General features: G+C 37.1%; 15 protein-coding genes. 8 read left to right on the top strand and 7 right to left on the bottom strand.

The genetic code is table 11. The annotated features are described in order from the left end of the window. The first annotated feature begins 79 nt into the window (after positions 1-79). Genes lepB through G525_RS0107000 form a run of 3 tightly spaced genes read left to right on the top strand, consistent with a single transcriptional unit; the run spans position 80 to position 2,571 of the window. Positions 80-1,627 (top strand): signal peptidase I, encoded by a 1,548-nt coding sequence (lepB, locus tag G525_RS0107010; RefSeq protein WP_027125524.1) that lies wholly within the window; start codon positions 80-82, stop codon positions 1,625-1,627. Positions 1,628-1,636: 9 nt separating this feature from the next. Next, complete coding sequence (locus tag G525_RS0107005; protein WP_027125523.1) at positions 1,637-2,257, top strand: WbqC family protein; 621 nt, start codon at positions 1,637-1,639, stop codon at positions 2,255-2,257. After that, positions 2,257-2,571, top strand: coding sequence for a DUF6122 family protein (locus G525_RS0107000; RefSeq protein ID WP_027125522.1), 315 nt, complete (start codon positions 2,257-2,259; stop codon positions 2,569-2,571). The genes G525_RS0107005 and G525_RS0107000 overlap by 1 nt, the downstream gene beginning before the upstream one ends. Positions 2,572-2,707: 136 nt before the next feature. Here the strand turns inward: G525_RS0107000 and G525_RS0106995 are convergent, their stop codons facing one another. From G525_RS0106995 to G525_RS0106960, 7 genes are all read right to left on the bottom strand, one after another. Next, positions 2,708-3,730 (bottom strand): endonuclease/exonuclease/phosphatase family protein, encoded by a 1,023-nt coding sequence (locus G525_RS0106995; protein ID WP_027125521.1) that lies wholly within the window; start codon positions 3,728-3,730, stop codon positions 2,708-2,710. Positions 3,731-3,734: 4 nt separating this feature from the next. Then, the gene (locus G525_RS0106990; RefSeq protein WP_027125520.1) at positions 3,735-4,607 is read right to left on the bottom strand and encodes a rhomboid family intramembrane serine protease; all 873 of its coding nucleotides are present in this window, start codon (positions 4,605-4,607) and stop codon (positions 3,735-3,737) included. Then, positions 4,604-5,353 (bottom strand): rhomboid family intramembrane serine protease, encoded by a 750-nt coding sequence (locus tag G525_RS0106985; RefSeq protein WP_027125519.1) that lies wholly within the window; start codon positions 5,351-5,353, stop codon positions 4,604-4,606. Before G525_RS0106985 ends, G525_RS0106990 begins: the two co-directional genes overlap by 4 nt. Before the next feature lie 28 nt (positions 5,354-5,381). Then, the gene (mutL, locus tag G525_RS0106980; protein ID WP_027125518.1) at positions 5,382-7,232 is read right to left on the bottom strand and encodes a DNA mismatch repair endonuclease MutL; all 1,851 of its coding nucleotides are present in this window, start codon (positions 7,230-7,232) and stop codon (positions 5,382-5,384) included. After that, positions 7,232-7,513, bottom strand: a complete 282-nt coding sequence (locus G525_RS0106975) for a hypothetical protein (RefSeq protein WP_027125517.1) — start codon at positions 7,511-7,513, stop codon at positions 7,232-7,234. The genes mutL and G525_RS0106975 overlap by 1 nt, the downstream gene beginning before the upstream one ends. Before the next feature lie 507 nt (positions 7,514-8,020). Beyond that, positions 8,021-8,503 carry a 6,7-dimethyl-8-ribityllumazine synthase gene (ribH, locus tag G525_RS0106965; protein WP_027125515.1) on the bottom strand — a complete coding sequence of 161 codons (483 nt, stop codon included), beginning with the start codon at positions 8,501-8,503 and terminating at the stop codon, positions 8,021-8,023. Positions 8,504-8,509: 6 nt separating this feature from the next. Next, positions 8,510-9,277 (bottom strand): tetratricopeptide repeat protein, encoded by a 768-nt coding sequence (locus G525_RS0106960; protein WP_027125514.1) that lies wholly within the window; start codon positions 9,275-9,277, stop codon positions 8,510-8,512. 133 nt (positions 9,278-9,410) lie between these two features. On the opposite strand from G525_RS0106960, the gene recF reads away from it, so the two are divergent. From recF to G525_RS0106930, 5 genes are all read left to right on the top strand, one after another. Beyond that, a complete protein-coding gene (recF, locus tag G525_RS0106955) occupies positions 9,411-10,490 on the top strand; it encodes a DNA replication/repair protein RecF (protein WP_027125513.1) in 1,080 nt (359 codons plus the stop codon). A gap of 122 nt (positions 10,491-10,612) precedes the next feature. Beyond that, on the top strand, positions 10,613-11,032 hold the full coding sequence (locus G525_RS0106945) for a lipocalin family protein (protein WP_027125512.1): 420 nt from the start codon (positions 10,613-10,615) through the stop codon (positions 11,030-11,032). Positions 11,033-11,117: 85 nt separating this feature from the next. Continuing rightward, positions 11,118-11,414 carry a DciA family protein gene (locus G525_RS0106940; protein WP_027125511.1) on the top strand — a complete coding sequence of 99 codons (297 nt, stop codon included), beginning with the start codon at positions 11,118-11,120 and terminating at the stop codon, positions 11,412-11,414. A 102-nt stretch (positions 11,415-11,516) separates the two neighbouring features. Beyond that, the gene (locus G525_RS0106935; RefSeq protein WP_027125510.1) at positions 11,517-13,931 is read left to right on the top strand and encodes a penicillin acylase family protein; all 2,415 of its coding nucleotides are present in this window, start codon (positions 11,517-11,519) and stop codon (positions 13,929-13,931) included. A gap of 2 nt (positions 13,932-13,933) precedes the next feature. Then, positions 13,934-14,287 (top strand): hypothetical protein, encoded by a 354-nt coding sequence (locus G525_RS0106930; RefSeq protein WP_027125509.1) that lies wholly within the window; start codon positions 13,934-13,936, stop codon positions 14,285-14,287. The last annotated feature ends 213 nt before the right edge of the window (positions 14,288-14,500 follow it).

Genomic DNA, 14,500 nt, shown 5'->3' with positions numbered 1-14,500 from the left:
ATTTACAATATATTTGTGACACAGGTTTTAAAATCTAACTATTAAATCCTGAATTTTTACTTTTAATACCAACAATCAGATGACATTTACAGAGTGGTTTATATTCTTTTTCGTGATACAGGTCATACACGGCCTTGGCACATGGAAATTATACATAAAGGCAGGCAGATCAGCATGGGAAGCTTTTGTTCCCGTTTATAATGCAGTAGTTTTAATGAAAATCATCAATCGGCCTTGGTGGTGGACTATTTTATTATTTGTGCCTATTGTCAATCTTATTATGTTCCCGGTGATTTGGGTTGAAACTGCGAGAAGTTTTGGAAAAAACACGACTACAGATACGGTTTTAGCATTGATTACCTTAGGTTTCTATAACTACTATCTGAATTATTTTGCAAATGTTGCGCATATTAAAGACAGAAGTCTGCACCCTAAGTCGGCAGCTGGTGATTGGGTAAGCTCTATTCTATTCGCCATTGTAGCGGCCACCATTGTTCACACTTATTTCATACAACCTTTTACCATTCCTACCTCCTCTTTGGAGAAAACATTGCTGGTAGGCGACTTTTTATTTGTAAGTAAATTTCACTATGGTGCGCGACTTCCAATGACCACAGTAGCAGCGCCTATGGTACATGATACGCTTCCGATATTGAATATCAAATCTTATCTTTCAAAACCTGAGCTGCCTTATATGAGACTTCCAGGATTTCAAAAGATTAAACGAAATGACATTGTGGTATTCAACTGGCCAGTAGATACCATGTTGGATATGCGCCATACCGATAGGTTTTATTATAAACCTATTGACAAGAAAACCAATTATGTTAAACGTAGCGTTGGGATACCTGGCGACACACTATCCATAAGAGATGGCTATGTTTATATCAACGGAAAACAAAATGTCCTCAATGACCGTGCTAGAATCCAATTCTCATACAACGTAACCTTTAAAGGACAGATAACCTCAAATGCTCAGGTCTATGATATCTTAAAGCGTTTTGACATGACCGATGGCTTAGGTTACGATCAGGAAACTGAAACCTGGATTATTCCTGCAGCCACTGAAGAAGCTGTAGCGCGAGCAAAAAACCATCCCAACATTGCAAGTATAGAAATCAGAAAAGACGCCTTGGGCAATCGTGATGCTGGTATTTTCCCTATGAACGCTGCCTATGATTGGAACAATGATTATTTCGGACCTTTATATATCCCTGAAAAAGGAAAAACTATCACTTTAACAGCCGAAAATCTTCCGCTTTACAAACGTGTCATTACGGCTTATGAAGGTCGGGAACTCTCTGTAAATGGCAATCAAATCAGTATTGATGGGCAAGTTACCAATCAATATACTTTTGGTCAGGACTATTATTGGATGATGGGAGACAACCGTCACAATTCGCAAGATTCAAGAGTTTGGGGTTTTGTGCCTTTTGATCATGTTGTGGGAAAACCTGTATTGGTCTGGATGAGCTGGGACGGTATTAAAAATCCGCGCTGGGAACGGTTCTTCACAACGGTTGGCGGCAATGGAAAACTAGTCTCATATTTCATTCCTTTTCTCGTACTCCTAGGTGTTTGGTTTGGATTTAATGCTTGGCGTAAAAAAAGAGCGTCTAAACAGTAGCTTTATACCATGACTATTTTACTTCATCCCACTTATTTTCCGAGCATAGCGCAATGTGTTGCAATGGTTCAGGCAAAAAAAGTGATTTTTGAAGTTTGTGATAATTATCAGAAACAAACCTACAGAAACCGAATGAATCTCTACGGGGCACAAGGCAGATTGCCCCTGACTGTTCCTGTGGTATATTCGCAAAAGAACAGGCAACTTTATGAGGATATTTCTATTTCAAACGACGAGAAATGGCAGGACATACATTGGAAGTCCATTCAATCGGCATATAGCAGTTCACCCTTTTTTGAATTTTACGAACATGATTTGGCGCCGATTTTTAATGAAGAAGCAACTCAATTGATGGATTTTAACTTCAGATGTTTGAATACTGTTTTAGAATGTTTGCAACACGAATTGAAGTTTGAAACGTCCAATGAATTTGAATTAAATCCAATCAACAAAACCGATTATCGATATCTAGTTGATCATCGAAAAGAAATTGAACAGCCGCTCAATCCTTATGTTCAGGTGTTTGATGACAAACACGGGTTTATTCCAAATCTAAGCATTCTGGATTTAATTTTCAACGAAGGCCCCAATGCCTTACTCTATCTTGAAAAACAAACCTTACCGGTATAATGTTACAATCCTTTATACATTATGGAATTCATTTTGGTGTGCCCTTACTTGTGTCCTATTTCTTTTTTAGAGCTAACTGGAAAATCACTTTTTTAATCATGATTGCAACCATGCTCATTGATTTAGATCATTTATTGGCAACACCGCTATTTGATCCTGGACGCTGCAGCATCAACTTCCATCCACTTCACACTTATTATGCCATGGTGGTCTATGTGGGATTCCTATTCTTTAAAAAAACACGAATTCTAGGGATTGGATTGGTGATTCATATGATTGCAGATGCAACGGATTGCTGGATGATGTCGTTTTGAGGTTCAGGATTCTTTAAGGGTAATAAAGATATATGAGCGGCGGCGCTATTTTTTTCTAAATTTTTTGCTATAATCTGCGATATCTGCGGGAGAAATTCAATCTTATAGATGAGAATAGAAGACTGAAAACTGCCAACTACCTCACCTTCACCCTACTCATAATGGGGTAGTGATCTGAAAACTTCACATCAAAGGTTTTAAAACTGTTGATTTCAAAATTGTCATCTACCATTATAAAATCGATTCTAACTGGGAAAAATTTAAAATCAAAAGAACGTCCAAAACCGTTTCCTGCTTCAACAAAAGCATCTCTTAAATCGGTTCCTTTTATAGTTTTATATACAAACGAATAAGCGGTATTATTAAAATCACCACAAACAATCGTTTTATAAGTACATTTTGCCTTATGTTCCAAAAACAAATCTGCCTGAGACTGTTGCAATGTGAAGGTATTGCCCACACGTTTAAATAAATTTTCAGCAGCTTCACTTTTTAAAGGATCTTTACTCGCATCAATTTTAAATGATTGCAAATGCACATTGTAAACTCTGATCGTATCCTTTCCCTTAACCACATCAGCAAAAATAGCGTTGTTGAAGGTATTTGGAAAGTCAATAGAGCCTTGATTAATTATTGGGAATTTGGAGAAGATCGCCTGTCCATTTTTAATTTTATCACCCCTAACTTCCTCAAACTTATAATATTTTTTTAGGGCCAGTCCGTCATCAGGTCTATAATCCTGCATACTGATAATGTCAGGATCTTGCTCTTTGATCAATAAACTTATTTCTTGGGCTGCGTCTATTTCAGGGATCCACTTAAAAACATTGAAAAGACGCACGTTGTAGTTCATAACGGCAATATTCTCTGCATCATTAACTTGCTTTGAAGCAGACACCTTGTACAATGAGGCCACATATTGAAAACCTATCAGTAGAATAATTATGCTTAATAGCAACTGTTTCTTGACTTTTAAAAGCCAATAGATGACGAAAAGTATATTGAGGATGATCAAAAAAGGAACCGTTAGGCTCAAAATAGATAAAAAAGCAAAGCGCTTAGGCTCCAGATAAGGCAAGATGTAGGCTAGCAAAAGTGTGGTTGCTGCAATGGAATTAAAGAAAAACACAAACTTATCAAGGAGATTGAGCTTTTTCATGATCCTAATCTTTAGCTTTAAACAAAAAAGCTTTTTCTTCTTCCGTCAGGCTTTCATAACCACTTTTACTAATTTTATCCAAAATAAGGTCGATTTGCTTTTGTTTACTAAACTCTTTAAACTCGGTTTTAGTATGGCCAGCTACTGAATTGGATTTACGTTTATGAACCGTCTTTAATGGCGATTTTTTGGAAGGCTTAAAATAATTACTAATGCTATCCATAAACTTCTCAAACCCCTTGCCTATGTCCTTGCCCTTAACCAATTGTTTGGCATAATAATACCCTAAAGCAACACCACCCAAATGAGCAATATGTCCGCCTTGGTTAGATCCGAAAAGACCAATGGCATCAAAAGCCACCAAGGCAACTCCAAGATGCCATAATTTCACATTAAATACAATGACCTTTACCTGGGTGTTGGGCATATAAGCACATAAGAAAATTAGCAGTGCTCTTACGCCTGCGGACGCACCAACCAAGGCGCCTGCGGGTTTTAAAAAATTCTGTGGCAATACATTATAGGCAGAAATATAAAAAAGTCCGCCAACAATAATTCCCAAGAAATAGATGTTCAGCGCTAGTTTTGGACTAAATAAGTTGAGCATCATTTGGGCTGCAAAATAAAGCACCATCATATTGAACAGCAAATGAAACAAGCCGTAGTGCGTGAATCCGTAAGTGATAATACTCCAAGGTTTAAAAATAAATTCACCCAAATCTTTAGGCAATTCCAACCAGTATAAACTACCCCCAGATTTTACGACAAGGGAAAGCAGCAAGCCAATCAAAAAAATAACCACATTGACGGCAATTATCTTTTCAAGCACATTGAGGTTTCTCAACTTTTCTTGAAGATCTTGATTTAATGAGGTCATCTGTCCCAACGGTTTTTATTGAATTGTGTTTTTTTCCAATACCACATCATCAAAAATCCAGTCAATGCGCCACCAAGATGGGCAGCGTAAGCCGTGTTGCTCGGACTGAAAAATGATTGTCCGGTTACTGCTGAAATTAAATCCAATGCGATGATTCCTGGAATAAAGTATTTAGCCTTTATAGGAACTGGTAAAAATATGAGCATTAATTTCGATTCAGGAAATAACATTCCAAAAGCTACTAAAACGCCCATAATCGCCCCAGAAGCTCCAAGCATTGAAGAATTGAAAATATAAAACATACTTTGAAGCTGATCTTGCTGCACCGCATTAACGCCTTGCATGACGCGACCAGTAGTCATCGTTTCATGAATTTGCGAAGGACTGAAGCCGGCTGTAAGAATATCCGATTCTAGCGGTAAATATTGTAAATAATAAGTACCCAACATAACTAAAGCAGCGCCTAAACCTGCTGAGATATAAAAGAAAATAAATTTTCTAGCGCCAAAAACCTGTTCTACAGCCGTACCAAACATCCACAGCGCAAACATATTAAACGCAATATGCATAAAGTTTCCATGCATGAACATATGGGTAAATATTTGCCATAGCTCAAACGCTTGGTTCTTAGGGAAATGTAATGCAAGCCATTCGTCTAATAGACCGTCTCGCATGCTCATTTTGGCAACAAACAGCAATACATTGATGATGAGCAAATGTTTAACGGTATCTGTAATTCCTCTCATTCTTTTTTGATCTTTTCTTTAATTAAAATTACATAAATTTTCTATCAACCTCATCACTTGACATGGTAATAAATGTCGCTCTATTTGTGGGAGATACTGAAGGCTCTTTACAAGCAAAAAGACTGTTTACCAAATGTTCTTGTTCTAGATTTGATAAGGATTGCCCCGCTTTTATAGCCAAGCTCTTGGCCATAGATTTTGCCAACAGATCGGTTGCACTAAAATGGCTGTCAGGCACTTCCTGCTCCACGTCGCTAATAAGTTGCTCCAAAATCATAGAAACTTCACTATCTGGCACATTAATGGGAAGTCCAGTAATTTCAACTTGCTCTTCATCAATGGTTGAAAACACAAAACCTGTTGCTTCCAAATCGTCTTTCAATTGTTTCAAAATCGTAAGTTCGGCGCCAGTAAAGTGCAATTGCAAAGGAAATAACAATTGCTGGCTAACAGCCTCCTTAACGGTCATACTTCGTAATAATCCCTCGTATAAAACCCGTTGGTGAGCGCGATGCTGATCAATCATCAGCATGCCAGATTTAACAGTGCTAATAATGTACTTATTTTGAAACTGATAAGTACTCTGCGTTTTTTCTATTTGCGCATTATCTTCAAAAAGAGAAGTTTTCTCAGGATCACTCTCAAATTCAACATGACTAAAATCCTGTTGGTCACGAGTTCCTTTTGATTCCAATCCAACATATAAACTGTCCCAATTATTAGCCGTTTGTTTTCTAAACGCTGTTACCTGCTTCCCTGATGGGCGTTCTTCCCGAAACGGATTATAATTTCGATCCACCTCAACGGTGGGTGTTGCAGCGCCTTTATCCTTATAGTTGTACGGCGTATCAAGATTGGTATCATAATCAAAATCCAATACCGGTGCAATATTGAATTGTCCTAAACTATGCTTTACCGAAGACCTCAAAATAGCATAAAGCGTATGTTCATCATCAAACTTTATTTCAGTTTTTGTAGGATGAATATTGATATCTATTGATTTTGGATCGACCGTTAAGTTTAAAAAATAAATGGGATGGTTGCTGTCTTTGATCAAACCTTCAAAAGCTGCATTGACGGCATGATTGAGATAGGGACTTTTTATAAAGCGATTATTGACGAAAAAAAACTGTTCTGATCTTGATTTCTTTGCAAATTGCGGTTTCCCGACAAAGCCAGAAATTGTTAAAACCTCAGTTGTCTCTTCAACTGGAACCAGTTTTTCATTGGTTTTTGATCCGAAAATATTAACTACACGTTGGCGGTAATTGCTCTCGTACAAATTGAAAATCTCGCTGCCATTATGATACATGGCAAAAGCAACTTTAGGATGCGCCAAAGCAATACGATGAAACTCATCAATTATATGACGCAATTCGACCGTATTCGATTTTAAAAAATTACGACGGGCAGGAATATTGAAAAACAAATGTTTTACGGCAATAGAAGTACCTGTTGGGGTGACGGTTACTTCTTGGGTTTTAATTTCACTGCCTTCAATAGCTATCAGCGTTCCAAGCTCCTCATTGGCCTCTTTAGATTTCAATTCTACATGGGCTATCGCAGCAATACTTGCCAAAGCCTCACCTCTAAAGCCTTTGGTATTCAAACTGAACAAATCATCGGCAGAGCGGATTTTTGAAGTGGCGTGGCGCTCAAAACTCAACCGCGCATCGGTAGCACTCATTCCTTTCCCATTATCAATAACTTGAACAAGGGTCTTGCCCGCATCTTTTATAATCAACTTGATTGAGGTAGCATCAGCATCAATGGCATTTTCCGTCAATTCCTTGACCACAGAAGCAGGACGTTGCACGACCTCTCCTGCCGCAATTTGGTTCGCAACATGATCTGGTAAAAGTTGAATGATATCTGACATTAGCCTTTTGAAAAGAATATTGACAAATCGAAGCCTATGATCAACAGAAAAATAAACACTAAAATTCCGATAATAATCAACGTTCGTTTGTTTACAGCTGCATCTGGACTGTTCTTATAATCGTCCCAAGCATTTTCGAATTTACCTTTTAAACCAACTTTTCCAACCGTTTTTCTGTGCTTATCAAATTTATGCTTGATTTCATAAGGATTTTCCTCCCCTTTATAATAACGAGGCGAATAGCTAAATTTTTTGTTTTGACGTGTTTTAAAGATGCCCATAATTTCTAAATTTCGTAGTTACTTAAAACATACCAAATAACAATTACCATACCCAAAATAATCAATAGGATAGGTAATGTCCGCAATGTTCTCTTTCGAGGTGCTTTTTGACGCCATTTAGGATCAAAGTCATTCGAGCTATCTTTCTGATGCTCTTTGAGGTGTCTTGGCGTGTAACTGAAACGTTTAGGTTGACGCTGTTTAAATAAATTCACTGTTGAACGTTTGCCTTTGTGAACTTCAAATGTACTCAAAATACGAGGAAAAACGATGGTTTAACTGCTAAAAATTGTTAACAAAAGACGTGGGGAAATGGGAGCGGAACGCCTGAAGCGAGGATGACGGATGACAGATGATGACGCCTAAGATAAATGTAAAAAAACTGATGGCGCCTATAGTTGGAGATTTTCATAGAACGAAAAACATCCAAAAACTTACGACTAAACGATATTTTTATTAGCCCACAAACTGAAGACAGAAAACTACCAATTGAAGACTATCAATCAATTAAGCCTGACGCAAAACTGCCATCTTAATAGCAGCTACAGCAGCTTCAACACCTTTATTTCCGTGTTTGCCACCGGATCTATCAATAGATTGTTGCATTACATTATCAGTCAATACACAGAAAATAACAGGCGTATCATTGACGACATTTAAATCTTTAATTCCTTGGGAAACCGCTTCGCAAACGAAATCAAAATGTTTAGTTTCACCTTGAATCACACAACCAATAGCAATAACGGCATCCACTTGATGATCTTGCATTTTTTTGCTGCCATAGATCAATTCGTAGCTACCTGGCACATGCCAGCTAATAATATTATCCGGCAATGCACCGTGTTCAATCAAGGTGTCAAGAGCGCCTTTGTAAAGGTTGTCTGTAATATTGCTGTTCCATTCTGAAACGACAATCCCAAATCGAAAGTCTTTCGCATTTGGGATTGTGTGCTTATCATATTCTGATAAATTCTGATTTTTTGTCGCCATTTTTCCTTATAAACTTGCTTGCGCTTTTCCAATGAACACATCAATATTTGAAGCTTCACTAGAACTTGGATAGGTTTCTTTTATAGTATTAAAATGGTCAAGAGCTGTTTTAGTTTTACCTAAATTTAAAGCAACATTGCCCGCTTTGAATAAATACATTGGTGTTGTATAATCATTTTCATTCATACTCGCAGCTTTTTCATAATAGCTCAAAGCATCTTCCGGTTGATTCAACTGCACAAAAGCATCCCCTATTCTTCCTTTAGAAATGGGACCCAAAATTTCATCCTTACTTGAAAAATCACCCAAATACTTAACAGTATTTTGGTAATCATTCAAATTATAATAGGCCATTCCAGCATAATAATTGGCCAAATTAGCCGCTGGTGTACCACTATATTCTTCAATAATGTCTAACATTCCGTACTTACCTTCACCTCCATTAAGAGACAAAGTATATAAAGAATCTTTAGCCGTCGCTCCATTAAGCGCTTGTTCAAAATATTGCTGTGCCTTAAACATCTCATTCATCGCTTCACTAGCTTTGGGCTCTGCAACAAACTTATTGTATCCCAAATATCCTAAAACTACAACTGCAACAACCGCAATAGCACCAATAATAACATTTTGGTTTTTTACTGCCCATTCTTCAGTTTTAGAAGCCGACTCATCTAAGGTATTAAATACTTCAGCCGTTGTGGAGTTTTCTTCTAAAACCTCTTCCTGCTCAGCTTTCGTTTTTGGTTTGTATCCTCTTTTTTTATAAGTTGCCATATCGTCATAATTTATGCGCCGCAAAATTATAATTTTTATTGGTATTTAAAAGGTAATAGTTGTTATTTTTCAATAATTTGCACTTCCTTTCGCATTGTAGTAATACAATCATATTTAAAAGCGGATTTTTTACATGATTTTAAACACCCTTTCCTTATTAAATTATAAGAATTTTGAAAGTCAAGACTTTATATTTGATCAAAAGATCAATTGTTTTGTAGGCGCCAATGGCATCGGAAAAACCAATGTCCTGGATGCTATTTATCATCTTTCTTTTGGTAAAAGCTATTTCAATCCTATAGCCTCCCAGAACATTAGACATGGTGAGGAGTTTTTTGTAGTGGAAGGTGTTTTTGAAAAAGAGCAGCGTGAAGAAAAGATTGTGGTTTCGTTGAAAAAATCGCAAAAAAAGATGATCAAGCGAAACTCTAAAGCTTACGAGAAATTTAGTGACCATATTGGTTTTATTCCCTTGGTTATTATTTCTCCGGCGGATAGGGATTTGATTATTGAAGGCAGTGACACCAGACGAAAATTTATTGACAGTGTCATCTCGCAAAGCGATAAAAACTATCTCAATCTACTTATTAATTACAACAAAGTATTGCAGCAGCGCAATGCTTTATTAAAATATTTTGCACTGAACAATACGTTTAACGCACAAACTCTGGAAGTTTACAACGCACAATTGCACACCTATGGATCGGAAATTTTCACCATTAGAAAAGCATTTTTAGAAACTTTTGTTCCAATTTTCAAAACGCGTTATAATGCGATAAGCAATAACCAGGAACCTGTTAATTTAAGTTATAAGAGTGATTTATTTGATGACGACCTGAATTCGCTTTTAAAAAATAATATCAATAAAGACAAGGCGCTACAATATACCTCTGTGGGAATTCACAAAGACGATTTGAATTTTGAAATAGACGAGTTTCCCATTAAAAAATTTGGAAGTCAAGGCCAACAGAAATCATTTTTGATTGCCTTAAAATTGGCACAATTTGATTTTATAAAACAGCGAAGTGGCGTCTCGCCTATTTTGCTTTTGGACGACATTTTCGATAAATTAGATGAACATCGTGTGGCGCAAATTATTGAATTGGTCAACAATGAAAATTTTGGACAACTTTTTATCAGTGACACTCATGCTGATCGTACCGAAAACATTATTAAACAGGTACATCAATCCTATAAGATATTTAAGCTGTAATGAAATCAAAAATTTGAACATTTAAAATTCCCTGTCTACCGACAGACACGCAAATTCCAATTGCATCCGGTAATTTTAGAATTTGGTACATTAATTTTGTAATTTAAATAATCGACATCTCTATGAAAAAATATACAATCTTAGTTTTGACCTTACTACTTTTTAGTTGTTCCAACGACCCCAATTTATTTATCCCACATTTAAATGGCTACTGGGAAATTGATGAAGTCACCCTTCCTGATGTCACTAAACGCGATTACAATTATAACGATACTGTTGATTATTTCAGTATTACGGATAGCTTGACGGGCTTCAGAAAAAAGATGAAACCAAGATTTGACGGTACATATACCACATCTAAGGATGTTGAAAGTCTAATATTAAAAATTGAAAACGATAGTCTCCATATTTATTACGACACCCCTTTTGCTAATTGGAAAGAAACGGTTTTAAATGCGACTGAAGACCAACTTTTAATTATTAATGACCAAAAGATAAAGTATCTTTATAAGCGTTTTGAACCCATCGTTGTGGAAAAATAATTCTTTATTGTCTCAACGCAATTCAAATTCAAAAATAACGCACTCTTTTTCTCCAATTTAGCAAGCGAATAACGATTACAACAAAATGGCCAAACGCAACAAAGACAATCTTTCTATTAGTGACCTCTTAAAAGAATTTGTGGATAACAACAGACTCCAACCAGGTTTGGACAAAGTAAATGTGAGGGATGCTTGGGCTCAAATGATGGGTAACGGCGTGAATAATTATACCACCGCCATTCAATTGGAACGTGATACCCTTTATGTACAGTTAAGTTCGAGCGTATTAAGAGAAGAACTCAGTTACGGCAAGGAGAAAATTATAACAATGCTGAATGAATCTCTTGGTAAGGAGGTTATTAAAAAATTAGTGCTTCGTTAAAAAAACTATATCGCACATTTTATAAAAACCAGTGCTTTCTCTTCATTATAATTATCTTTCTGCATTATTTCTTATTTTCAAGTTCTTAACACAGTTGTTTCTATGAAATATTTCAAGCTCCTATTAACTCTTTTGCTGACATTAGTCGTATTTTTTGGGCTCAACAGTAAATTTGGCAGCATTCCACCAATCGGCAAGTTTTTAAGTCCCAATCAAGGATTTTGGCAAAATGAAAACGATGAGAACCTCAGCACGACGATGCAAATTAATGGTCTAAAAAATAAGGTGAGCGTACATTATGACAATGCTTTAATCCCTCATGTATTCGCCAAAAACAACACCGATCTTTATCGCGCACAAGGCTATTTAACGGCCAAACATCGTTTGTGGCAATTGGAGTTTCAAACCTTTGCAGCTGGTGGCCGTTTATCAGAAATTCTCGGAGAGCAAGCCTTGGATTATGACCGTCAGGAACGTCGACGCGGGATGTTATTTGGTGCAGAAAATGCCCTCCTAAAAATGCAAGAGGACCCAGAAACCTTAAGCTATATTGAAGCCTACCGAGACGGTGTGAATAGCTATATCCATCAATTGCAGCCCAAAGAGTATCCAGTAGAATATAAATTATTGGATTACGCACCTGAAGCATGGACCACAAAAAAAACAGCCCTTTTGCTGATGTATATGACTAAAATGCTTGCAGGAAGAGAATCAGATATGGAACGCACCAATGCCCTGGCTAAGTATGGAAAAGACCGCTTTGACTTGTTATACCCAGATTTTTTTGATGTCAATGACCCTGTAATTTCCAAGGAAACCGACTGGAGTTTCATAGATATAACCATGCCTGAAGCTCCTGAGCAGAAAATTCCTATAGATTCCTTTTCCATTTCAGAGACCATAAACAAACCCCATCCTCAAAATGGAAGTAACAACTGGGCCGTTTCAGGTGAAAAATCATATTCTGGTCATCCTATTTTGGCCAATGACCCGCATTTGAGCTTAAATCTTCCTTCCATTTGGTTTGTCATGCAATTGGCAACTCCGGAACACAATAGTTATGGCGCAACACTTCCTGGCGCCTTAGGCATCATTTCTGGCTATAACAATCATATCTCTTGGGGTGAAACCAATGCCACCCGCGATGTTATTGATTGGTATAAAATTGAGTTTAAGGACAATTCAAGAAAAGAATACAAACATGATGGCCAATGGAAAAAAACCACACAGCGCATTGAGGAGATCAAGATCAGGAATGGGGCAACGCTGTATGACACCATCATTTACACACACCATGGCCCCGTAACTTATGATCATAATTTTAAAGGCAATAATGCGAAAGCTGGCTTCGCCATGCAGTGGGTTGGACATATTGGCGGTAATAACCAGCGGACGTTTTTAAAGTTTAACGAAGGAAAAAATTATGAGGATTATTTAGATGCTCTGAAAAGTTATACAGCACCAGCCCAAAACTTCGTATTTGCTTCTACTGAAGGTGATATTGCCCTATGGATTCAAGGTCAATTTCCAAACAAATGGAAAGGACAGGGCAAGTTTTTATTGGATGGCAGCAATCCCAAACACGATTGGCAAAGTTTTATTCCACAAGAATTTAACGCCCATAGCAAAAACCCTGAGCGCGGGTTTGTAAGTTCCGCAAATCAGCATCCTGTTGATACCTCCTACCCGTTTTATGTTTTTAATGATGGTTATGAAACCTATAGGAACCGCGTGATCAACGATTTTTTTAGAGCGAAGGACAAATTTGACATTCAGGATTTCAAGAACCTGCAGAACAACAACTATAATTTAAAAGCGTCGGAATTGCTTCCTTATATATTCGCAAATATGGATACTTCCTCATTATCCAACGAAGAAAAAGAGATCCTCAAAACTATTAAGATGTGGGATTTCTATAGCGAAATCGATCAAATTGCACCAAGCATTTGGGAAAGTTGGTGGACAAAACTATATACCATAGTTTGGGATGAGTATGACGCCGAAAGTGTGGCCATGGAAAAACCATTTGTCTATCAGACCATTTATATGTTCAAAAACAACCCAAAAGATGAACTCATGGATATTATAGACACGCCTAAAAAAGAAACCGCCAAGGATTTGTTCTTGATGACCTTTAAAGAAACGGCGAAAGAATTGACAGAATGGAAGGCAAAACATGGCGATTATAATTGGAGCGCATACAAAGCCACTTTTATTGGCCATTTACTCCAAGCCTTGCCTGCATTTTCAAGATTTGACGTGCCCATCGGTGGCGATTACAATACTGTTAATGCCGCATCAAAAAACCACGGACCATCATGGCGGATGGTTGTAGAAATGACAACCCCGCCAACCGGCTATGGTATATATCCAGGTGGACAATCAGGGAATCCAGGCAGCAAATATTATGACAATTTTATTGATGATTGGGCTGCAGGAAAATATATGAATTTACTATTTATGCAAGATCAACAGGATAAAAAAGAGATTATAGCAAGCCAAACTTTAACGCCATAACAATGAAAAAGAATCTCATCAATTTTATAACCACCCTAGTGCTCGCCATTATCCTATCACAGCTTTTACCTTGGTGGCATGTTATGGTAGCTGGGTTTTTGTCGGCCTTATTTTTTAGTTTAAATCGTACTGCTGTATTTTTTATTCCATTTATAGCTGTTTTTTTATTTTGGATAAGTTATTCATTCGTGCTGAGCAATACCAACGATTTTATTCTTGCGAAAAAAATAGCAATATTATTGCCCTTGGGAGGCAGTTCAATTTTGTTATTGATTGTCACGGGATTCATTGGAGGCATTGCCGCTGGGGTTGGTGCGTTATTAGGAAAACAGTGCAGTGTACTGGTTAAGCATTAGTGTATTTTTAAGCGTTTGCAAAAACTCCTGGATATGAACAATGTTTTTTAATCCTGCTTCTAACTCCATAGTTAGCAGTTAATAGTCAAAATCTTAATCACTTTTCGAGAGCAAGAAGGCAAAAAGGAGAGTATAAAGGCGATTTTGATACTATAATCGTAAACGAAAAGGCAGTTTACCTAAGAATAATGACTTGTTTATACAGTAAAACTT

The organism is Gelidibacter mesophilus DSM 14095, from assembly GCF_000423005.1.
Taxonomy (GTDB): domain Bacteria; phylum Bacteroidota; class Bacteroidia; order Flavobacteriales; family Flavobacteriaceae; genus Gelidibacter; species Gelidibacter mesophilus.
The sequence above is the reverse complement of the archived record's forward strand: the minus strand, read 5'-3'. Positions and strand labels throughout refer to the sequence as shown.

Excerpts from the sequence above, each read along its gene's own strand:
- G525_RS0106945 (WP_027125512.1), top strand. The coding sequence starts at position 10,613 with ATGAAAAAATATACAATCTTAGTTTTGACCTTACTACTTTTTAGTTGT.
- G525_RS0107005 (WP_027125523.1), top strand. The coding sequence starts at position 1,637 with ATGACTATTTTACTTCATCCCACTTATTTTCCGAGCATAGCGCAATGT.
- ribH (WP_027125515.1), bottom strand. The coding sequence starts at position 8,503 with ATGGCGACAAAAAATCAGAATTTATCAGAATATGATAAGCACACAATC.
- G525_RS0106960 (WP_027125514.1), bottom strand. The coding sequence starts at position 9,277 with ATGGCAACTTATAAAAAAAGAGGATACAAACCAAAAACGAAAGCTGAG.
- G525_RS0106985 (WP_027125519.1), bottom strand. The coding sequence starts at position 5,353 with ATGAGAGGAATTACAGATACCGTTAAACATTTGCTCATCATCAATGTA.
- G525_RS0106940 (WP_027125511.1), top strand. The coding sequence starts at position 11,118 with ATGGCCAAACGCAACAAAGACAATCTTTCTATTAGTGACCTCTTAAAA.
- lepB (WP_027125524.1), top strand. The coding sequence starts at position 80 with ATGACATTTACAGAGTGGTTTATATTCTTTTTCGTGATACAGGTCATA.
- G525_RS0106930 (WP_027125509.1), top strand. The coding sequence starts at position 13,934 with ATGAAAAAGAATCTCATCAATTTTATAACCACCCTAGTGCTCGCCATT.
- mutL (WP_027125518.1), bottom strand. The coding sequence starts at position 7,232 with ATGTCAGATATCATTCAACTTTTACCAGATCATGTTGCGAACCAAATT.
- G525_RS0106990 (WP_027125520.1), bottom strand. The coding sequence starts at position 4,607 with ATGACCTCATTAAATCAAGATCTTCAAGAAAAGTTGAGAAACCTCAAT.
- G525_RS0106995 (WP_027125521.1), bottom strand. The coding sequence starts at position 3,730 with ATGAAAAAGCTCAATCTCCTTGATAAGTTTGTGTTTTTCTTTAATTCC.
- recF (WP_027125513.1), top strand. The coding sequence starts at position 9,411 with ATGATTTTAAACACCCTTTCCTTATTAAATTATAAGAATTTTGAAAGT.
- G525_RS0106935 (WP_027125510.1), top strand. The coding sequence starts at position 11,517 with ATGAAATATTTCAAGCTCCTATTAACTCTTTTGCTGACATTAGTCGTA.
- G525_RS0106975 (WP_027125517.1), bottom strand. The coding sequence starts at position 7,513 with ATGGGCATCTTTAAAACACGTCAAAACAAAAAATTTAGCTATTCGCCT.
- G525_RS0107000 (WP_027125522.1), top strand. The coding sequence starts at position 2,257 with ATGTTACAATCCTTTATACATTATGGAATTCATTTTGGTGTGCCCTTA.